The 19,885-nt window shown below is 63.1% G+C and carries 20 protein-coding genes; 7 read left to right on the top strand and 13 right to left on the bottom strand.

Going from position 1 to position 19,885, the window contains the following annotated elements; genetic code table 11:
- Positions 1 to 307: 307 nt before the first annotated feature.
- The 3 genes from BWR18_RS15930 to BWR18_RS15920 all read right to left on the bottom strand — a co-directional run bounded on the left by BWR18_RS15930 (position 308) and on the right by BWR18_RS15920 (position 4,277).
- Positions 308 to 1,921 (bottom strand): DUF4139 domain-containing protein, encoded by a 1,614-nt coding sequence (locus BWR18_RS15930; protein ID WP_076629420.1) that lies wholly within the window; start codon positions 1,919 to 1,921, stop codon positions 308 to 310.
- 97 nt (positions 1,922 to 2,018) lie between these two features.
- Positions 2,019 to 3,041, bottom strand: a complete 1,023-nt coding sequence (locus BWR18_RS15925; protein ID WP_076629419.1) for an aspartate-semialdehyde dehydrogenase — start codon at positions 3,039 to 3,041, stop codon at positions 2,019 to 2,021.
- A gap of 63 nt (positions 3,042 to 3,104) precedes the next feature.
- A complete protein-coding gene (locus tag BWR18_RS15920) occupies positions 3,105 to 4,277 on the bottom strand; it encodes an MFS transporter (RefSeq protein ID WP_076629418.1) in 1,173 nt (390 codons plus the stop codon).
- Positions 4,278 to 4,380: 103 nt separating this feature from the next.
- Between BWR18_RS15920 and BWR18_RS15915 the strand changes: the two genes are divergently transcribed.
- Positions 4,381 to 5,508, top strand: coding sequence for a DUF3095 domain-containing protein (locus BWR18_RS15915; protein WP_254684880.1), 1,128 nt, complete (start codon positions 4,381 to 4,383; stop codon positions 5,506 to 5,508).
- Positions 5,509 to 5,542: 34 nt separating this feature from the next.
- Here BWR18_RS15915 and BWR18_RS15910 read toward each other — a convergent pair whose 3' ends face one another.
- The 3 genes from BWR18_RS15910 to BWR18_RS15900 form a co-directional block, all read right to left on the bottom strand.
- Complete coding sequence (locus BWR18_RS15910; protein WP_076629416.1) at positions 5,543 to 6,310, bottom strand: HpcH/HpaI aldolase family protein; 768 nt, start codon at positions 6,308 to 6,310, stop codon at positions 5,543 to 5,545.
- 171 nt (positions 6,311 to 6,481) lie between these two features.
- Positions 6,482 to 7,186, bottom strand: coding sequence for a winged helix-turn-helix domain-containing protein (locus BWR18_RS15905; protein WP_076629415.1), 705 nt, complete (start codon positions 7,184 to 7,186; stop codon positions 6,482 to 6,484).
- Positions 7,158 to 7,439, bottom strand: coding sequence for a hypothetical protein (locus tag BWR18_RS15900; RefSeq protein WP_076630364.1), 282 nt, complete (start codon positions 7,437 to 7,439; stop codon positions 7,158 to 7,160). The genes BWR18_RS15905 and BWR18_RS15900 overlap by 29 nt, the downstream gene beginning before the upstream one ends.
- Before the next feature lie 176 nt (positions 7,440 to 7,615).
- On the opposite strand from BWR18_RS15900, the gene BWR18_RS15895 reads away from it, so the two are divergent.
- The 4 genes from BWR18_RS15895 (at position 7,616) to BWR18_RS15880 (ending at position 11,533) form a co-directional block, all read left to right on the top strand.
- Positions 7,616 to 8,065, top strand: a complete 450-nt coding sequence (locus tag BWR18_RS15895; protein ID WP_076629414.1) for a hypothetical protein — start codon at positions 7,616 to 7,618, stop codon at positions 8,063 to 8,065.
- Between the two features lie 174 nt (positions 8,066 to 8,239).
- Positions 8,240 to 8,854: a ribonuclease HII gene (locus BWR18_RS15890; protein ID WP_076629413.1), complete on the top strand. Its 615-nt coding sequence runs from the start codon at positions 8,240 to 8,242 to the stop codon at positions 8,852 to 8,854.
- A gap of 88 nt (positions 8,855 to 8,942) precedes the next feature.
- A complete protein-coding gene (locus BWR18_RS15885; protein ID WP_076630363.1) occupies positions 8,943 to 10,043 on the top strand; it encodes a site-specific DNA-methyltransferase in 1,101 nt (366 codons plus the stop codon).
- 137 nt (positions 10,044 to 10,180) lie between these two features.
- A complete protein-coding gene (locus BWR18_RS15880; protein WP_076629412.1) occupies positions 10,181 to 11,533 on the top strand; it encodes an adenylate/guanylate cyclase domain-containing protein in 1,353 nt (450 codons plus the stop codon).
- Here the strand turns inward: BWR18_RS15880 and BWR18_RS15875 are convergent.
- Entirely contained in the window at positions 11,530 to 12,666 is a 1,137-nt protein-coding gene (locus BWR18_RS15875) for an alkane 1-monooxygenase (protein WP_076629411.1), read from the bottom strand. The genes BWR18_RS15880 and BWR18_RS15875 overlap by 4 nt on opposite strands.
- 82 nt (positions 12,667 to 12,748) lie before the next feature.
- The gene (gene mutY, locus BWR18_RS15870; protein ID WP_076629410.1) at positions 12,749 to 13,792 is read right to left on the bottom strand and encodes an A/G-specific adenine glycosylase; all 1,044 of its coding nucleotides are present in this window, start codon (positions 13,790 to 13,792) and stop codon (positions 12,749 to 12,751) included.
- Between the two features lie 82 nt (positions 13,793 to 13,874).
- On the opposite strand from mutY, the gene BWR18_RS15865 reads away from it, so the two are divergent.
- Positions 13,875 to 14,396, top strand: coding sequence for a DUF721 domain-containing protein (locus tag BWR18_RS15865; protein WP_076629409.1), 522 nt, complete (start codon positions 13,875 to 13,877; stop codon positions 14,394 to 14,396).
- On the top strand, positions 14,393 to 15,091 hold the full coding sequence (locus BWR18_RS15860) for a DsbA family protein (RefSeq protein WP_076629408.1): 699 nt from the start codon (positions 14,393 to 14,395) through the stop codon (positions 15,089 to 15,091). Before BWR18_RS15865 ends, BWR18_RS15860 begins: the two co-directional genes overlap by 4 nt.
- Before the next feature lie 51 nt (positions 15,092 to 15,142).
- Here BWR18_RS15860 and lpxK read toward each other — a convergent pair whose 3' ends face one another.
- The 5 genes from lpxK to BWR18_RS15835 form a co-directional block, all read right to left on the bottom strand.
- Positions 15,143 to 16,132, bottom strand: coding sequence for a tetraacyldisaccharide 4'-kinase (lpxK, locus tag BWR18_RS15855; RefSeq protein ID WP_076629407.1), 990 nt, complete (start codon positions 16,130 to 16,132; stop codon positions 15,143 to 15,145).
- The gene (locus BWR18_RS15850; RefSeq protein ID WP_076629406.1) at positions 16,132 to 17,352 is read right to left on the bottom strand and encodes a 3-deoxy-D-manno-octulosonic acid transferase; all 1,221 of its coding nucleotides are present in this window, start codon (positions 17,350 to 17,352) and stop codon (positions 16,132 to 16,134) included. Before BWR18_RS15850 ends, lpxK begins: the two co-directional genes overlap by 1 nt.
- A gap of 7 nt (positions 17,353 to 17,359) precedes the next feature.
- A complete protein-coding gene (locus tag BWR18_RS15845; RefSeq protein WP_076629405.1) occupies positions 17,360 to 17,602 on the bottom strand; it encodes a DUF4170 domain-containing protein in 243 nt (80 codons plus the stop codon).
- Positions 17,603 to 17,676: 74 nt separating this feature from the next.
- Positions 17,677 to 18,465, bottom strand: coding sequence for a 3'(2'),5'-bisphosphate nucleotidase CysQ (locus tag BWR18_RS15840; RefSeq protein WP_076629404.1), 789 nt, complete (start codon positions 18,463 to 18,465; stop codon positions 17,677 to 17,679).
- The gene (locus BWR18_RS15835) at positions 18,452 to 19,801 is read right to left on the bottom strand and encodes a TldD/PmbA family protein (protein WP_076629403.1); all 1,350 of its coding nucleotides are present in this window, start codon (positions 19,799 to 19,801) and stop codon (positions 18,452 to 18,454) included. The genes BWR18_RS15840 and BWR18_RS15835 overlap by 14 nt, the downstream gene beginning before the upstream one ends.
- Positions 19,802 to 19,885: the final 84 nt, after the last annotated feature.

The following is a 19,885-nucleotide window of genomic DNA, read 5'->3' as shown; positions in this document are numbered from 1 at the left end:
GCATGGAAGTTGGCATTCTGCCGTATGTCGGACGCTTGCACCTGTGATTGCGTCCTGCTCGGTGGATCAGCGTGTGTGCTGCGGTCCGTCCGATGGCTTAGGTATGACAGGCTGAAATTACTAATTTCTTGCGCTGAAAGACCCAGATTTAACGAAGTGATGAATCGATATGTTTATCTTTTCAAATCAGTATATTATGGATTGCGGGCAGTTAGATAAACTTCGATTTATCGGCACGGAAGACGTGGTATCGGTGTTCTGCGCGTCGTCATGGAAAGACGGTGGCAACCATGTTCGACGGAATCGGCTATCGAAGGACCTTGCCTTCGGGCCAGGTCATCTGGGTTTCAACGCTTATGATCTGCGTGTCGCCTGCCTCCAGCGATATCAGCCATTCGAGGATGCCACGCTGATCCTCCACGGCTTGTACATCCGGGCGGGGTGTCGCGGACCACTCGATGACGAGGTCCTCTTGCTCGGAAAACGGCACAGCATCGTGCACGGACACGTCCCAAGTTCGGTCCGTCAGGTTGTCCACCTCGATCCGCACGTTTGTCGTTTCTTCATTCGAGCGGTTGATGATCCCGCGATCACCCTCGTTGCGGTCCAGCACAGTGCGGTTCAGGCGCAGCCCGTCGATACGACCAAAGAACATCTCGGCCTCGGCGTTTGGCGGCAGGGCTTCGACGGCGGTTTGTCCGACAAGCTGACCATCGACAAAGAGTGTCGCTCGTCCCGGGAGCAGGATTTCGGGCGTTGTGTTTGTGACATGCGCCAACCGGAACGCGGTGTCGTCAAAGCGGGGTACTGCGCGTGCGCTAAGCTTGGCAGTCATCTTAAGTGTATCCAGTGCAATCTCAAGCTCTTGGCTTTGTGCGCGGATCGTGACGGGCTTGGGCAAGGTGTAGGAGACGCCGATTCCGTCGAAGTCGGCGGTAGCGACCTCTTCCAAGATCACGGGCGCTTCGATGATCGGTTCTGCCATGCCAATGGCGCTGTCGGCTTGAAGCCGCGACAGGTCGCGTTTCTGGGCCGCTGGATCTTCGATCCGGCGCAGTTGCGGCCACAGGCGGCTGGGTTCCGATTGGGCCAAGGGTTGGAGGGTGGACAGGGTCAGCTGGATATCCGTCCAGTCCTCCGACGTATATTGCGAGACAAGGGCGCTACGCGCGATGGACAGCGATGCGTCGTTCAACAGGTCAAAGGCATAGGACGGCGCCCACGTGACACGATCTATAAGGTAAGACAAATCGAGCGCAGCCTCGACCGCTTCCGGGACGGTAATGTTCAGCGCAAGCGTGGCGGGCGCGGTATTGCGGGGTGTCACCGCGTCAAGCGCAGCCTGTGCCTGAGCAACGTCAAATTCCAGATCGGGTCGCTGGCGGCGCAGGCGTCGCGCCGTCGCCTCCGCCTCGCGCATGGTTGCGCGCGCCGCGGTTCCATCACTGGCGATAAGCTGGCTGATGGCGCGCAATGTTGCCACGTCAATCGTTCCGCCATCGGGTATGGTCAAAGCATTCAGAAAGCTGAGCTGGTCTTGCGCCGCTTGAGCAGCGGCCAGAGTGCGCGCGATGTCGTCGTCAAGTGCAGCCAAGGTTTCGCTGGCTGCGTCTAACGCTGCCTTGGCCATCATCCAGTCCGGGGTACGCGGCGCGCGGTAGGGCGTGTCTGGCCTTGGGATCCAGCTGCGCGCGATGATCGTCGCGCCCTCGAGCCTGATGTCCATTGCTTCAAGCGCCAAGGACGGGTCCATGTCGCGAAGCTCCAGCCGGTGCTCGCCCGCGGGGAGTTCCAGGCTGGTGGTGCGCGACACCAACGCGCCTTGAGCATAAATCGTTGCGGCCACTGGCGGGGCCTGCACCACGATGATGTCAGCGATGGCAGGCAGCGGCAGCAGGGCAAGTATCAGCGCAAAACGCATGGGGGCACCTTTTGTTGGGTGCGTTCACTCTGCACCGTAGCCAACAAAAGAAAAGGGGCCGATTGGCCCCTTGTTCCCCTCAAAACATGTTTTGGCTTCAGCCCTTTTTCAGCACGCGCGTGCCCAGCACTTCGGCGATCTGCACGGCGTTGAGCGCTGCGCCCTTGCGCAGGTTGTCCGACACGCACCAGAAGTTCAGGCCGTTGTCGATTGTGCTGTCCTGCCGGATGCGGCTGATGAAGGTGGCAAAGTCGCCCACGCATTCGATCGGCGTGACGTAGCCGCCGTCTTCGCGCTTGTCGATCACCATGACGCCTGGTGCTTCGCGCAGGATGTCGCGGGCTTCATCTTCGTCCAGGAAGTCTTCCGTCTCGATATTGATCGCTTCGGAGTGGCCCACGAAGACTGGCACGCGCACGCAGGTTGCCGTGACCTTGATCTTTGGATCGACGATTTTCTTCGTCTCGGCGACCATCTTCCACTCTTCCTTGGTCGAGCCGTCGTCCATGAAGCTGTCGATATGCGGGATCACGTTGAAGGCGATCTGCTTTTGGAACTTCTTGACCTGGATGTCGGATGTCGGATTGTAGACTGCTTTGGTCTGGTCCCACAGTTCGTCCATCCCTTCCTTGCCCGCGCCGGACACGGATTGGTAGGTGCTGACCACGACGCGCTTGATCCGGGCACGGTCGTGCAGCGGCTTGAGCGCCACGACCATTTGTGCGGTCGAGCAGTTGGGATTGGCGATGATGTTTTTCTTGGCATACCCCTCGATCGCGTCGGCGTTCACTTCCGGCACGATCAGCGGCACGTCGGGGTCGTAGCGGTAGAGCGACGAGTTGTCGATCACCACGCAGCCCGCCTTGGCGGCTTTGGGCGCGTATGTCTTGGTCGCGTCCGATCCAATGGCGAACAGGGCGATATCCCAACCCGTGAAGTCGAATGTGTCCAGGTCCTTCGTCTTCAGCGTCTCATCCCCAAAGGACACTTCCGTGCCCAGCGAACGGCGGCTTGCCAGAACGGCCAGCTCGTCCACGGGAAACTGGCGCTCGGCCAGGATGTTCAGCATTTCGCGGCCCACGTTACCGGTGGCGCCCGCGACGACGACACGATACCCCATTTGAAACTCCTTTTCGGGTAGGTGCGTGGCCCTTACACCCAATGCCCCGTGGGGGAAAGGGCGTCAGTCCGTGGAGTCGCGGCTGAGTGCGTAGATCGCCACACCCATTGTGAGGGCCACGGCGAAAAAGCCGAAGATCGCGATGTAGGGCGCGGTTGGATCGCTGCCTGCGGTTGCGGTGTGGATGCGGCCAGATATGGTCTGCATGACCCCCACGCCGCCGATGCCGAAAAGGTTCATCAGCGTAACGCCCCGCCCCGTCAGATGCGGAGGGAAGAAGCTGCGCGCGTGTGCGATGATGACGGGGAACGATGCACCCAGGGCGCCGATGGCAGCAAAGAGGGCGATGGCCGTCCAAGGGCCTGCGTCGATCCAGAAGATAACGAAGGCCAGCATCGCGATGGTGAGCACGTTGCCGGTGAACACCACCCATTTGCGCGTGCCAAAGATGCGGTCGAGCGGGCCATAGGCGATGGTGCCGACGATCATGGCGAGGCTCATCACCAGTGTCGCAATCCCGATCTGGGCGGTGGTCTGGTCGAACACGTCGCGCAGATATGGCCCGATCCAGAGGCCCCGGACGGCCGCGACGGGCGCGTAGTTCACGAACATGATGGGAAAGATGACCCACAGGACCGGCATGCGCATCAGATCCAGCAGGGATCCGGTGCCTGCGTCGTGTGCTTTCGCCGGGTCGCGCACGCTAAACAGGACGCCCAGAGCAACGATGGCGGACACGGCGGCGAGGGCCCACATGGCGTTGCGCCAGCCCATCGCCTCGACCGCGAAGGCCAGAGGCGCGCTTGAGATCAGGTTGCCGATGGTGCCGATCCCGATCATCAGCGCGGCGAGGGTGGCAAAGCGGGCCGGGTCAAACTCGCGGGCGAAGATGTAGAAGCTGGCCATCAGAACAGGTGAGCAACCGATGCCGATCAGTGCCATGGCCGCGTGGATGTAGAACGGGCCCTGGGCCACGGCGAAGAGCGCGGCGCCCCCGGCGCCGCCGATCAGGAATAGCCAGCCGCCCGTGCGGCGGGGGCCAAGCGTGTCGAGCGCCTTTCCTACTGGCAGTTGCATGAGGGCGAAGGCGAGGAACCAGTAGCCCGACGCTGTCGCCAGCACATCGGGCGTTACGCCGAGTTCCGCCTCAAGCGGGCCGGTCAGAACGGCCAGGAAAGCGCGAAAGAACTGGCTGAGCACATAGGCCAGCGCCAGCAGGATCAATCCGGTTTGCATGGGGTCCTCACTCCTGCCGCTTGCGTGGCACGGGGTGCGGGCAGGTGCAAGGCGCATTGTGATGGGGCGGCCCCGTGTTAGGGTTGCGATGAAGGGGTGTGAGATGTTTTACGATGATCTGCCGCGGTTGACGGTTTTCGGGGATGTGGCGGATCTGGGCCACTACACGCCCTTGCCGGAGGATTGGGTCGTGGGTGTGTCCGACATCGTGGGGTCCACTGACGCGGTGGCGGCGGGCAAGTACAAGACGGTGAACATGATCGGGGCGGCTGTGATTTCGGCCCAGATCAATACCGCTGGGGGTCGGGCTTTTCCTTATGTGTTCGGCGGCGATGGCGCGGCCTTTGCCCATCCGCCGGAGTTTGCCGCAGAGGCGGCGCAGGCGCTGGGGGCGGTGCAGGCCTGGGCGCAGGCGGAGTTTGGCATGGGCCTGCGCGTGGGGCTTTATTCCGTCGCCGACATTCGCGCGGCGGGGCTGGATGTGGCCGTGGCGCGCTATGCGGTGTCGGAGGGCGTGGATTATGCCATGTTCGCCGGGGGCGGTGTCAGTTGGGCCGAGGCGCAGATGAAGGCGGGGGCCGAAACGGTGCCCCCTGTCCCCGCGGGGACGCAGCCGGACCTGACCGGCCTGAGTTGCCGGTGGAGCCACATGAAGGCGCGCAACGGGACCATTCTATCGCTGCTTTTGTCGCCAGAGGACGGTGTGGAGCCGGACCGGTTTGGAACGGTGGTCGAGGCGGTGCTGGCCGAGGTGGCGCATCTGGAGCGCGGCGGGCACCCGGCGCCGCCCGAGGGGCCGGGCACCGGATGGCCGCCTGCCGGGGCGACGCTCGAGGCCCATGCGAGCCATGGCGGCAGGGGTGTAGCGGCCCGCAAACGGCAGGTGCTGTTCGAGACGCTGATTGCCTGGATATTGATCAAGACAGGGATCAAGCTGGGTGGGTTTGATCCGACGCATTACCGGCGGACCGTCGGTGGCAATGCGGATTTCCGGAAGTTCGATGACGGGTTGAAAATGACCATTGATTGCGACGCGGGCACGGTGTCGCGCCTGCGCTCTGTTTTGGAGGACGCACGGGCGGATGGCATCGCGCGCTACGGCATCCACACTCAGGACGAAGCGATGATGACGTGCATCGTGCCGTCCATCATGGACGACACCCATGTGCATTTCATCGACGGCGCAGCGGGTGGCTATACGCAGGCGTCTGTCGAGTTGAAGTCGGGGTAAGCAGGGCCACCCTTAAGGCATAGGTGTCCGCCGCCTATTTCACCCAGCGCTGGGCGAGGTCACGCAGGCTTTTGGCAAGGATCAGAAGGTCGAGCCCCGTGGCGACGAAGCGCGCGCCCCAGTCGAGCGCGTCCTGGGTAAAGTCCGGTGTTGTCGTCAGGATGCCCGGGGCTTTACCTGCCGCTTCGATCCGGGCGATGGCGCCTTTGATTGTCGCCTGCACCTCGGGGTGCGTCAGTTGCCCCATGTACCCCATATCCGCGGACAGGTCCGCGGGACCGATGAACACACCGTCGATCCCGTCCACGGCGAGGATGTCGTCGAGATTGGCGATGCCTGCGCGGTTTTCGACCTGGATCAGCAGGCAGATCTGGTCGTCCGCCGTCGGGCCGTAGTCAGTTATGGCGCCGAACCGGCTGCACCGTGCGCCGGAATAGCCCACGCCGCGCCCGCCCGTGGGCGGGTAGCGGACGTCGTGGACCAGTTGTTGGGCCTGTTCTGCTGTTTCGACCATCGGCACCAGCACCGTTTGGGCGCCCGCATCGAGGACCTGCTTGATGATCCATGTTTCGCCCACCGGCACGCGGACGGCGGCGTGGCTATCAGACGCTTCGAGTGCCATGAGCTGCATCCGCATGCGGGAGATGTCGTAGGGTGTATGTTCACCGTCGATCAGCAGCCAGTCAAAGCCCGCCGTGCCCGCGATTTCAGTGGCCAGCGGATCGCCCAGGCTGAGCCAGCAACCGATGACGGTTTCGCCGTTATTGATCGCGGCCTTGAACGGGTTGGTAGGGGCGGGCATTTGCGGTCTCCTTCGTCTTTGGCTGCACCCTAGACCTGCGGTCGCGCCCGTGGCTACTGGTGAAATGAGGCGCATGCGCGCCACGTGATTTTATCCATCTGCTTCCAGCAGATGATGTCTTGGGGCGCTGCCCCAAACCCTGAAGTATTTTCAGCCAGAAGAAGGGGAGAGTCAGAGCACCTTGATCACGTCCTTTTCCACGGCCAGCATGTAGCCGCGGCGGGCGATGTTCTTGACCAGAAGTTCGCTGACGATCTGGTTGCCGAGGGTGTCGCGCAGGCGCTTGATGCGGGTGGCGCCCGCGGCCTCTTCGCAATCGGCGGCGCTGCGGCCTGAGATGACACCTTCGATTTCCGAGCCGGATAGGACGTCGTCGTCCATGCGGGCTTCGGCCAGGACCGACATGGTTTCCATCGCCGCATCCGTCAGCTTGAAGCCGAGGTTGTTGAGGTAGACCGTGTTTTCCTCGCGGCTGATCAGGAGGGAGTTGACCTGGATCCCCGCGCGTTCAATCTGCGCCATGCGGCGGTTGAAGCCGACCAGCAGGATCACGAAGACGAGGGCGGCGATCATCATGGCTGTGGCAAAGACCAAGAGCACGAAGATGACGAGCCGGTAACTGGCGAGGGTGTCCGCGAAAGCGGTGCCGGATTGGGCGAGGATTTCCAGCAGTTTGATTTCGGCCTGGCTGGTGAGGTCGGCATTTTCGATAAACATACGCTCGACCCGCGCGTCGAAGGCGCCCGCATCGGGCAGGGTGAAGAACAGCAGGGCGGCGGCCAGGATCAGCAAGAGGACGATGCCCGCGATCCCGAAGGTCACGAGCCGCCCGCCCGTGCGCCGCATGTCAGAAGCGGAGGTAGTATTGTCCTGCACTGGCTTTCCTTTGATCGAGACCTTCGGGACCAAACACGGACTGAACCTGGAGCAATGTCCAGCCCTGCGCCGCGAGGCGTGATCGGAGTTGTCCTGTGGCGTTGCCCGGCGCGCAGGCGCCCGAGATTTGCGCAACACCGTAGTGCAAGCGCAGCGGATTGTCCTGTTTGGCCTTGTAATCCGCATAGCACTGGGCGTGCGCGGCGCTCGCGAGGGCCAGTGTCAGGGCGAGGGAGATGGCGAGGTGTTTCATGGCCCCAACCTGCGCCGTGCGTGCGGGATATTCAATAACCACAAGGGTCTGCGGGCCGGGTTATTCAATAACAGGGGGGCGTTATTGCGTGTCTTTCGGGGTGCGGCCCAGGTTGGGGACAGCACCGGCACAAGTCTGGTCTGCCTCGTATTTGTTTTCTTTGGAAAGGACGCCCCATGACCCTTCGTATTCACCGCCAGTTCATAGGCCTTGTTGCCGCCGCTGCCATTGCCATCACCGGTTTTTCTGCGGCACCGGCCCGTGCAGGGGACGATGAAGTGGGTGCGGCCCTCGCCGCCCTTTTGGGCTTGGCCATTGTGGGGGCCGTTATCCACGACAGGAACAAGGACCGGAAAAAGCGCCATACGGTGCACACGCCTGTGCACCCCAAGCCCGTGCCCAAGCGCGTGAACCGCAAGCTGCTGCCGCAGCAGTGCCTGCGCAGTTTTCACACCAACCAGGGGCAACGTCGCGTCTTTGGCCAGCGCTGCCTGCACAACCATTACCAATTCGCGCACAGCCTGCCCCAGACCTGCCGTCGTGAGTTTTACACCGACCGCGGCTGGCGCCGGGGGTATGGCGCGCGCTGTATGAGCCGTCATGGATTTCAGTTGGCCCGTCGCTAAGAACGGGCGGTCGGGCCATGCCCCCATGGCCCACCTGTGCAGGGGCGGTGTTCGGGCACCGTCCCTTTTTCAATGCGTCGCCCTTCGGGCGACACGTGATGTTTGCACTTTCCGCTGGAAAGTGCGTTTTTGCCTCCGGCGGTGGTATTTTGGGTCAGAAGAAGCGGATGGGCAGTGCCAGATTTTGAATTGGAAGTTCGAATTGGCGGGCGTGTGGCCGGAGTTGACGAAGTAGGTCGCGGACCGCTTGCCGGGCCTGTCACGGCGGCGGCTGTCGTTCTGGACCCGGCGTGCATTCCTGACGGCCTGGACGATTCGAAGAAGCTGACCGCGCGCAAGCGCGAGGCGGTGTGGGATGCGATCCTGGACAGCGCGGACGTGTCGGTGGCCCATGCTTCGGTGCGCGAGATTGAGGAGATGAACATCCTGCAGGCGTCGCATCTGGCGATGGTGCGCGCGGTGGCCGGGCTGCGCACCCGGCCCGATCATCTGCTGATTGACGGGACCATGCTGCCCCGCGGCCTGGCCGTTCAGGCGACGCCCGTTGTGCGCGGCGATGCCCGGTCGCTGAGCATTGCGGCGGCCTCAATTGTGGCCAAAATATGTCGCGATCGGATCATGGTGGATTTGGCGCAACAGCATCCCGGCTACGGCTGGGAGACGAACATGGGATACCCGTCAAAAAGCCACAGATTGGCGTTGGAAAATCTCGGTCCGACCCCACACCATAGACGTACTTTCAAACCTGTCCACAATATGTTGTATCAAGAAAAAATCGTAAGTAGCTGATTCAAAATATAAATTGACCGCGAATCGGCGACGTTCCACATTGGCTGCAACCAACGAGCGCACAAAGCGCCGGGGACAGAGGCAGACAATGACGAAACACGTAAAGGGCGCCGAGGCGCTTCCCTTGAACCAAATCCTTGAGGGTGACTGCATTGATGTCATGAACAGCCTGCCTGCGGGCAGCGTTGATCTGATCTTTGCCGATCCGCCCTATAACCTGCAGTTGAAGGGTGAGCTGCACCGCCCTGACAATTCTAAGGTTGATGCGGTGGATGATCACTGGGATCAGTTCAATTCCTTCCGAGCCTATGATGAATTCACGACGGCGTGGTTGAAAGCGGCCCGGCGGCTGCTGAAGCCCAATGGCGCGATCTGGGTCATTGGCAGCTATCACAATATTTTCCGTGTTGGCGCGTCCTTGCAGAACGAAGGGTTCTGGATTCTGAACGACGTGGTGTGGCGCAAGTCGAACCCGATGCCGAATTTCCGCGGCAAGCGTTTCACGAATGCCCATGAGACGATGATCTGGGCGGGCAAGGATGAGGCCAGCAAATACACCTTCAACTACGAGGCGCTGAAGGCGCTGAATGAAGGCATTCAGATGCGGTCCGACTGGGTGCTGCCGATCTGCACTGGCCACGAGCGCCTGAAGGATGAACAGGGCGACAAGGCGCATCCGACGCAAAAGCCCGAGAGCCTGCTGCATCGTGTGCTGGTTGGCTCGACCAACCCTGGTGACGTGGTGCTGGACCCGTTCTTTGGCACCGGAACCACCGGCGCGGTGGCCAAGATGCTGGGCCGCGAGTTTATCGGGATCGAGCGCGAAGCGGCCTATCGCAAGGTGGCCGAGAAACGCATCGCCAATGTGCGCAAGTTCGACAAGGAGGCGTTGACCGTTTCGGCGTCCAAGCGCGCGCAACCGCGGGTGCCGTTTGGCCAGCTTGTTGAACGCGGCATGCTGCGTCCGGGCGAAGAGTTGTATTCCATGAATAAGCGCCACAAGGCCAAGGTACGCGCCGATGGCACGTTGATTGGCGACGATATCAAGGGGTCCATTCACCAGGTCGGCGCCCATCTGGAAGGCGCGCCCAGCTGCAATGGCTGGACCTACTGGTGCTACCGGACCGAGGGCAAAATGGTGCCCATCGACGTTCTGCGCCAGCAGATACGGTCGGAAATGCACGACTGATTCACGAGACACCGCCAGGTGCCTGCGGCCTTACCCAAGGCCCAAAAAGGGCACTTCACCTATGCCCCGCCTTTTTGGCGGGGCTTTTTTGTTAAGAGTGTTTACATTGGGAGGAAGAAGCCAAAAGGGCAGAGAGCATGGTGGATGCAAGCAGCGCGTTGCCGGTGTCGCGACGCAGTGATCGCGAAGACGAAGTTCCCGCGCATCGGCACGCGCAAGAAGCGCTGGCCCGCAACAAGCGCGAGGGCATGGATCTTGCGGTGAAAGCACGTATCGGGGCCCTGTCGGTCACGGCGGTCATGCTGGTGTTTTTGAACCCGTACTGGGACGTGCTCTGGTATCTGTTCCTGCTGTTCTGCCTGGTTCTTGTGGGTTTGGCGCAGCGGCGTGTGGGCCGCGTGGGGCAGTCGCGTGCCGAACTGGCACTGCTGTTTGCCGATTTGCTGTTGATGACCTTGGCCTTGCTGGTGCCCAACCCGTTGCAAAGCGCACCGATGCCAACCGCACTCATCTACAATTTCGAGGTGTTTCAGTATTTCTTTATCATTCTGGCTGCAGGCGTGCTGACCTATTCTTGGCGGACCATCATTGCCATTGGCAACTGGACCATGGCGTTGTGGCTGACCGGCACGTTATGTGTTTGGTGGTTTGGGCGCACCTTTCCCGAGCTGACGGAGGCCGCAAATGCGATGTTTCCCGACTATCCCGATCTGGCCCGGCAATTCGACCCGAACAATGTGAATTGGGATCTGCGCTTTCAACAGGTCGTCGTGTTTCTGGTCGTCGCCCTGATCCTGGCTGTGGCCGTGCGTCGGTATCAATTGCTGGTCCTCGACAGTGCCGAGATGGCCCGCGAGCGGACGAACCTTGCACGCTACTTTTCCCCCTCGATGGTCGAGGAGTTGTCGACCAAGGACGAGCCATTGGGCCAGATCCGCAGCCATGATGCTGCGGTGCTGTTTGTCGATATCGTTGGGTTCACCGCTTATGCGGATGGGCGTCCTCCGCAAGAGGTGATCGAGACCTTGCGCGCCTTTCACGCCCGGATGGAAAGCGAAGTGTTCGCCCATGGCGGAACCCTCGACAAATATCTGGGCGACGGGCTGATGGCGACCTTTGGCACGCCCTTGCCGCTTGCGGATGACGCGGCCCGTGCTGTTGCCTGCGTGCGCTCTATGGCGGACCGCATGGATGCGTTGAATGCCGACCGGCGTGCCGATGGGCTGCCCGAGATCGACGCCCGCTTTGGCCTGCATTTCGGCCCTGTTGTTCTGGGTGACATCGGTGCAAACCGCTTGGAATTCGCGGTTCTGGGCGACACCGTGAACGTCGCAAGCCGGCTAGAGGCAATGACCCGCGCCGTGGGTGTTCGTGCGATCGTCAGTGACGCCACAATGGAGGCCGCAGGCGGATCCGACGGGTTCCGCCGCGCGCCGGATCAGACGGTGCGCGGCGTGGCCGACCCGTTGGCTGTCTGGGTGCTTGATTAGCGCGGCAGCGGGTTTGCCGCCTTGTTATAGGCCGTCCAGTCGGTGATTTCGGGATAATACATGTCCCGCCACTTGCTCACTCGCGGGTTCATCACGCGCTTCCACACCCGTGGCATCATCGCGGCGATGGTCATCACCGGGTAGCCATAGGGCAGTTGGGGCGCGTCCGCTTCGGTGTAGGTCTGCAGGACGGGGAAGCGGCGGTCGGGTTTGTAATGGTGGTCCGAATGGCGTTGCAGGTTGATCAGCAGCCAGTTCGACGCCTTGTGCGCTGCGTTCCAGGAATGGCGCGGCTGGACGTGTTCGTATTTGCCTTCGCCCAGATGTTTCCGGGTCAGCCCGTAATGTTCGATGTAGTTGACCAATTCCAGCTGCCAGATGGCCACGCCCGCTTGCAGGAGGAACAGGCCAACACCGGCCCAGCCGCCAAGGGCAAAGGCCAGAAGGAAACAAACCAGTTGCAGATAGGCGTATTTCCAGAACGGGTTTGAGCTGTCGGTCGCGGGCAGGTCCTTGCGCGCGAGCATCGCCTTTTCCGCATTCCAGGCGGATAGGAAGCATTGTTTCAGCACCCGCGGATAGAAGCGATAAAAACTCTCTCCCATCCGCGCCGTGACCGGATCGCGGGGGGTGGCGACGTAGCGGTGGTGCACCAGCAGGTGTTCGGACCGGAAGTGGGAATAAAGAACCATGGCCAGCAAAGCGTCTGCCAGCCAGCGTTCCAGTTTGTTCTTCTGGTGCATCAACTCGTGGCTGTAGTTGATGCCGACCGTGCCGGTAATGACGCCGACGCCAAAGAAAATCGCCAGCTTTTCCAGCGTATTCAGATGATCGGCCGGCGCCACATAGGCAATCAGGCCAAACAGCATCAGGAACTGCGCAGGCACCCAGGCAATGGTGATGGCCCGATACCAGAAAAGATCATCATCCGTCGCCTCAAGGTCGGCGTTGTCCGTGTTCAGCCCCACCGCCAGATCAAGGATCGAGAACATGTACCACGTCACCACCGGCAGCAGGACTACGGTCCAGCCGCCATAGATGGCCGTCACGATGGCCAGCGGGATCAGCAGGAAAGACATGGCGAAGGGCAGGGCGTTCTGCACCTTGGCGACAGTTTCCGGGGGCAATGTCATGCGTTTTCGGTCCTTTGATTGCGCGCCAAAGTCTAGGCGCAGTGCCGTACACCTGCCAAGCGTGACGCTACGCCGCGTTCTTTCAACTCTGCGCCAGATCAAACGCCTTGCGCATCACGGTGGGCAGGTCCGAAGGACGGAATTGGTCCCGTGGCAGGAAAAAGCCCCTGTCCGCCTGCGTATCGGCAACCTGCGCAACCATAACGTCCAGAATAAGGTGAAAATGCGTAAACGTGTGCCGTACTTCTCCGTTCAATTTGATCCAATCGGCCCGCATCGGAGAGCCAGTGGGCCGCGGGTCCGCCACGTCCACCCAATCGCTGCCGGGCCAGCCCATCATACCACCCAGCAACCCCTTGTCGGGCCGCGTCTCAACCAGCCATGCGCCATCGTCGCGCTGGGCCAGATACACGGTGCCGTGGCGGATCGGTTTGGCTTTCTTGGGTGTCTTCTTGGGCAACTCCGGTGCCGTGCCCGCAGCGCGTGCCCGACACGGATCGCGCCAGGGGCAGATGCCGCAGGCAGGGGATTTCGGCGTGCAGATGGTGGCACCCAGATCCATCACAGCTTGGGCATGATCGCCGGGCCGTTCGTTCGGCGTCAGCCGATCCGCGTGTTCGGTCAAAACAGGCTTTGCTGCAGGCAAGGGCGTGTGTTCGTCGAACATGCGCGCCATCACGCGTTCGACGTTGCCGTCTACCACGACATGCCGCAGGTCAAAGGCAATCGACGCGATGGCAGCTGCCGTATAAGGCCCGATGCCCGGTAGTTTCAAAAGTGCTGCGTGATCTGCGGGGAACTGCCCCCCATGATCGGCCACCACCGCACGCGCACATTTCAACAGGTTGCGGGCGCGGGCGTAATACCCAAGGCCCGCCCATTCGCCCATCACCTCGGCATCCTCTGCCGCGGCCAGATCAGCGACAGTTGGCCAACGCGCGATGAACCGTTTGAAATACTCCGTAACCGCCGCCACGGTCGTCTGCTGCAACATGATCTCGGACATCCAGACCGCATATGGGTCGGGCCGCACGCCCGCCAGCTTGTCCCGTGGCCCAACGCGCCACGGCATCGCGCGCGCATGTATGTCGTACCAATCCAAAAGCTCACGGCTGAGGTCACGCAAGAGTTATGCTTTCCCACTTGAGATGTCTGGTGATCACGCCTTGATCCGCTATGATCACGCTCGAGTGAGAGGGAACATAGCCATGGTTGCGCGCCGTGCCACAACAAAAGGGTTCAAGCGGACGGCATCGTTGCTGACCGGGCGGATCCGGCAGGCCAGCGAAAGCCGTGGCTTTGCCCAAAGCCGCCTGCTGACGGACTGGGCCGAAGTGGCGGGGGCCGATGTGGCTGCCATAGCCCGCCCTGTCGAGGTGAGCTATGGCCGCGGCGGGATGGGGGCTACGCTGACCCTGCTGACCACCGGTGCGCAGGCGCCCATGCTCGAGATGCAAAAGGACCAGCTGCGCCAGCGGGTCAACGCCGTCTACGGCTACAACGCCATCGCGCGCATCCGGATCACCCAGACGGCGGCAACGGGGTTCGCGGACGGGCAGGTCGCGTTCGAACATCGCCGCAAGGCCGAAGGCCCCAAAGCCCCCGCACCCGAGATGACCGCCGCCGCCAGCCAGGTGGTCGCCCCGGTCCAAGACGACACATTGCGCGACGCCCTCGAAAAACTGGGCGCGCATATCCTGACAAAACAAAAACAAGGAACACGCTCATGAACCGTATCGTTGCCCTTATCGCCGTCATCGTCGGTGTTGGCGGGTACTTTCTGTATAGTTCGATGCAGTCGAGCGGGCCGTCCGCGCAGGAACAGGCACAGGCCGAGCGTTTGCTGGGTGCTGCCAACGCGCAGGAAGCCTCTGCCGATATCGACACATCTTCAGTCGTCGAGATGCAGTTGGGCAACCCGGACGCGCCTGTGACGGTTATCGAATATGCCAGCTACACCTGCCCGCATTGCGCGACGTTCCATGCCGGGGCCTACAAGCAGCTCAAGGCCGACTATATCGACACGGGCAAGATCAACTTCATCTACCGCGAGGTCTATTTTGACCGGTTCGGCCTCTGGGCCTCGGCCATCGCGCGCTGCGCGGGCACGCCCGAGACGTTCTTTGGCATCACGGAAATGCTCTATGCCGGGCAGTCCGAATGGGCGCGCGCGGGCGGAGGTGATCCGGCCCAGATCGCCGAAGAGCTGCGCAAGATCGGTCGCCTGGCCGGTCTGGACGGCGACACGCTCGAAGGATGCCTGACCGACGCCGACAACCTGCGCACGCTGGTCGCCTGGTATCAGGGCAACGCGGCAGAGGACGGGATCAACTCCACCCCCAGCTTTGTCATCAACGGGACGACATACAACAACATGGCCTATTCCGAGATGGCGGGCCTGATCGACGAGGCGGCTGGCAGCTAAGCCACGTCCGACACAGCATGCAACGCCCGGCCATTGGTCGGGCGTTTTCGTTTAGGGGTTGGCGGGAAATGCCGCTAGCGCCGCGTCCAGTACCACCGGGTCGTCAAACCGCAGCCGGACCGGTAAGGTGATCACTTTCGGGCGAAAGGCCGCGGGCAGCCGGGCGGCGTCCTTTTCGGTCGTCACCAGTTGCGCACCTGCCGCGCGCGCATCCCGTTCGAGCCGGGACAGAAACGCGGTGCTCAGCTTTTCATGGTCCCCCAACGCTTCGGTCCGCAAAAGGGTCACGCCAAGCCCCCGCAACGTGTCAAAGAACTTCTCCGGTCGCCCGATCCCGGCGAATGCGACCACGGGCATATCTGCCCAGGGCATCCCGGTCTGCAGCGGTTCAAGCCGCGCCCGCAAATGGGGCAATCCGTCTGGCAGGGGCGTGCTCGCAAAGCGGGCGTGCGCCGCGTCATCACCAATGCTCAGCAGCAGATCGGCACGGGCAAGGCCGACGGCAGCCGGTTCGCGCAGCGGGCCGGCGGGCAGGCACAAGCCGTTGCCAAACCCGGTCTCGGCATCGACCACGACGATGGACAGGTCATAGGCCAGCGCCGGGTTCTGGAACCCGTCATCCAGGATGATGGCCGTAGCCCCGGCAGCAATGGCCGCCCGCGCGCCCGCGGCCCTGTCGCGCGCGACCCACGTCCGGGCAAAGGCGCTCAGCAGCAGGGGTTCGTCGCCGACGCGGCTGGCGCTGTGGGTGGTCGGGTTGACCTCGACCGGCCCCGCCTCGGTCCCACCATAGCCGCGGCTGACGATGTGCGGCGCGTGAAAGGCATCGCGCAACCGCTCGGCCACGGCGATGACGGTCGGGGTCTTGCCCGTGCCGCCCGCGTTTATGTTGCCGACGCAAATGACGGGCACCGGCATCTTTTCAGGCATACCTTGGGCCAGCCGCCGCGCGGTGCCAGACGCGTAGAGCGCGCCCAGCGGGGACAGCAGCCGCGCGCGCCAATCAGGCACAGGATACGACCAGAACCCGGGCGCCCGCATCACCGGTTCTCCGATCTGCGGGAATCGAGCCGGGTCTGGGTCAGCGATATGATCCGGTCGAGGCTGTCGGCCCCGCGCGTGACCACATCCCAACCGGCCGTGGCCATGTGGGCCGCATGGTCGGGCGCGATCATCTGGCTGATGGCACGGCCCAGCGACGGGGTGTCGTTCACGATCCGGGCCGCACCCGCGTTCATCAACCGGGTAAAGGCGTCGACATGCTCGCCCACGTTCGGGCCATACACGATGGCCGATCCGTGGGCGGCCACCGAATAGGGATCGCAGATCTCCACCCCCGCCTGCATCGACCCACCCAGGAAAGTGACAGTGGCCACGCGCAGCCAAAGGCCCAACTCGGCATCGTCGTCGGCGATCAGCACCTGGGTATTGTCATCTGGAAAGGTGCCATCGCTCCAGTTGGCGACCAGCAGGGACTGCGCCCGCGCCGCCTGTTCTGCCTTCAGCGCCTCCGCCCCATCGGAGAAGTGCAGGATCAGCAGCAGCCGGTGCGAGAATTTCAGCGCCAGCTTGTGCGCCGCCAGGATCGTCGCGCATTCCTGCGGTGACGTGCGCGCCGACAACCAGATTGGCCGCCCGGCCAGCGCAGCGGTCAGATCCGCCAGATCACTGTCGATGACGGGCAGCATCTTGCCGAAGGGGTGCAGCGGGTCGGCCAATTCCATCGCGCCTACGGGGCGACCCATCTGGGCCAGCCGCAGATGGGCGCTCCGGTCCCGGGCGGTGACGTGGTTGAATTGGGCCAACAGGGCGCGGGGCACTTCGGGCAGCCAGCGGTCGCGGCGCCCGTCGAACCCATCGACATCCGCATCCACCAGCATCATATGCGCGCCACTTTCGGCGGTGGACAGGATCAGGTTGGGCAGCAGATCGCCCCAGGCCCAGATCAACATGTCCGGCGCCCAATGCGCGACAAAGGCGTCGGTGACATCGGGGTGATCGGGCGGCATCCGGTCCTGCCAGATCTCATCGACGCCCCGGTCGCCGAAATCGTCATGGGCTGCCGTCAGCAGCACGTGGCAGCCGGGGCGCATGTACACCAGCCGGTGGGCGAGATCATTGAGCGCACGGTTGTTGCCCGGCTCGGCGGCGTGGATCCACACCAGCTCGCCCTCCGGTCGGTCCCTTACCGGCGCAAAGTCGGGCGGTTTGCGCCGCCCCGACAATGTGCGATAGGCCGTAAGCCCCAGCGATCCGCGCACGTGGGCGTCAGCCCAGCTCTTCGGTCGTGGCGGCGGCGTTTTCCTCGTCCCGCAGGCGGTGCAGATGCGCGATGTAGTAACGCATGTGGGCGTTGTCGACAGTGCGCTGCGCTTCAGATTTCCAGGCGTCATATGCGGCCTGATAGTTGGGAAAGATCCCCACGATATGCAGGTCGTCCACATCCTTGAACACATTCTTCGACGGGTCGACCAGTTCGCCTCCAAAGACGAGGTGCAGGCGCTGTGTCATCGCATTTTCCTTTGATACTTGGCTCGGGCATGCCTGGGGGCAGTTTGCGCATATGGCCCCAGGGGTCAAGGCGATCAGGCGGCGTGATCCGGGCCCAATTCCCCCACCAGCGCACGGTGCAGACCGGGGCCACCCGCCACCACACCGTTCAAAGCCGGATGCGCATTGTTGAACCGCAGGGGCGCGCCCGTGCGGTCGGTAATGGTGCCGCCCGCCTCCGAAACGATCAGGGATCCGGCGGCGATGTCCCATTCCCAGGTGGGGCGCAGGGTCAGCATCCCGTCGAACTTCCCCTCCCCCACCAGCGACAACCGATAGGCCAGCGACGGGCGATAGTGTCGCTCGACCGCCGGGGCGTCGCCGCGCCAGTGCTTGGCGTCAAAGGTGGGGCGTGCGGCCAGCACTTTGCTGTCTGATGTCATGCCGCCCTGGGTCGCAACCAGCGGTGCGCCGTTCAGGGTCGCGCCCAGCCCCGCGCCTGCGGCATAAAGCTTGTCGCGCAAGGGCAGGTAGATGGCCGCCGCGGTCACCACGCCCCGATGCGCCACACCGATGGAAATGGCCCAGGTCCGCCCGCCTTCGACAAAGCTGCGCGTGCCGTCGATGGGGTCGATGATGAAGACGGTGTCCGCACTCAGCCGCGCGGCGCTGTCCTCCGTCTCTTCCGACAGCCAGCCATAGTTGGGGCGCGCCAGCTGCAAGGTGCGCGACAGCACCTCGTTCACGGCCAGATCCGCCTCCGTCACCGGGCCCGCATCCCCCGGCTTGTCCCAGCGCGCGGCCGTGGGACCGGCAAAGCTGGTCGCCACACGGCCTGCGATGCGCGCCGCGTCGATCAGCAAAGGCAGGTCAGTTGCCGGCAAGGGTCATTCCCGGCACCAGCAGCGACGGCACCACGCGGCTCAGATGCGCGCGGGCGTCATTGGCGGGCACGATGGCGCGCAGCATATCGGCCAGATTGCCCGCGATGGTGCATTCGTTGACGGGATAGGCGATCTCGCCATTCTCGACCCACATGCCTGCGGCCCCGCGTGAATAGTCGCCGGTATTGGGGTTGATGGTCGATCCGATCATCGAGGTCACCAAAAGGCCGGTGCCCATGTCGCGGATCAGGTCATCGCGTGTGGCGGTGCCTGCATCCAGTGTCACGTTCCAGTTCGACGGGCTGGGCGGGGCGGATGTGCCGCGCGCCGCGTTGCCGGTCGATGCCATGCCCAGCTTGCGGCCCGTGGCCAGATCAAGCGTCCAGCCGGTCAGCACGCCATCCTCGACAATCACGCGGCGCTGCGTGGCGAGCCCCTCGGCATCAAAGGGACGCGTGCCCGAGGTGCGGGGCCGGTGCGGATCTTCGACCAGGTTCAGGCCATCGGGCAGAACCTGTTGCCCCAGCTTCTCGCGCAGCCATGACGACCCACGCGCCACGCTCGACCCATTGGCCGCAACAAGCAGGTGCCCGATCAGGGTCGACGAGATACGCTCGTCAAACAGTACGGGATACGTCCCGGTCGGCGGTTTGCGCGCGCCCATGCGTTCAACCGTGCGGTTGCCTGCCTCTGTCCCGATCTCTTCGGCGCTGCGCAGGTCGGACTGAAAGATGCGGCTGTCCCCGCTGTAATCCCGCTCCATATCCGTGCCGGTGCCCGCAATCGCCACGCAGCTTAGCCCGCGGTCGGTGCGGCGATAGCCACCGGAAAAACCGTTGCTCGCTGCCAGCCAGACGTCGCGCGCCCCATATCCGGCCGATGCTTGCTGGACCTGGCTCACGCCCTTGACCGCCATCCCGGCGGCTTCGGCGGCCAGCGCATCGTCTTGCAGTGCTTCGGCGGCAGGCTCCGGGCTTGGGTCGCTGAGTTCCAGTGCCTCAATGTCCCAGCCGTTGGTCAGCTGATCCGGATCGGCAAGGCCCGCATTGGGGTCGTCTGGCGCTTCGCCCGCCATTGCGACGGCGCGCATCGCCATCTCTTCAATCGTGCGGTCGCTGATGTCCGACGCCGAGACGTTGGCCTGCTTCCGGCCCACGAACACGCGCAGGCCGATGTCGATGGATTCGGACCGTTCCGCCTGTTCCAGCGCGCCCGCGCGGACATCGACCGACACCGATGTGCCCTGTACCGCAATGGTGTCGGCGGCGTCGGCGCCTGCGGATTTTGCAGCGGCCAGCAGCCGTTCGGTCAGGGTCGACAGGTCGGAAGGGGTCATTCATCTGCTCCGCTTGGTTGCGCCATCAGGTAGCGGGGCAGGGGGTGCTGTGCAAGGGCGACGACCTGCGCCGCCCCGCAGTGA

Source organism: Tateyamaria omphalii (assembly GCF_001969365.1).
Classification (GTDB): Bacteria; Pseudomonadota; Alphaproteobacteria; order Rhodobacterales; family Rhodobacteraceae; genus Tateyamaria; species Tateyamaria omphalii_A.
This window is presented reverse-complemented; position numbering and strand designations above follow the sequence as displayed.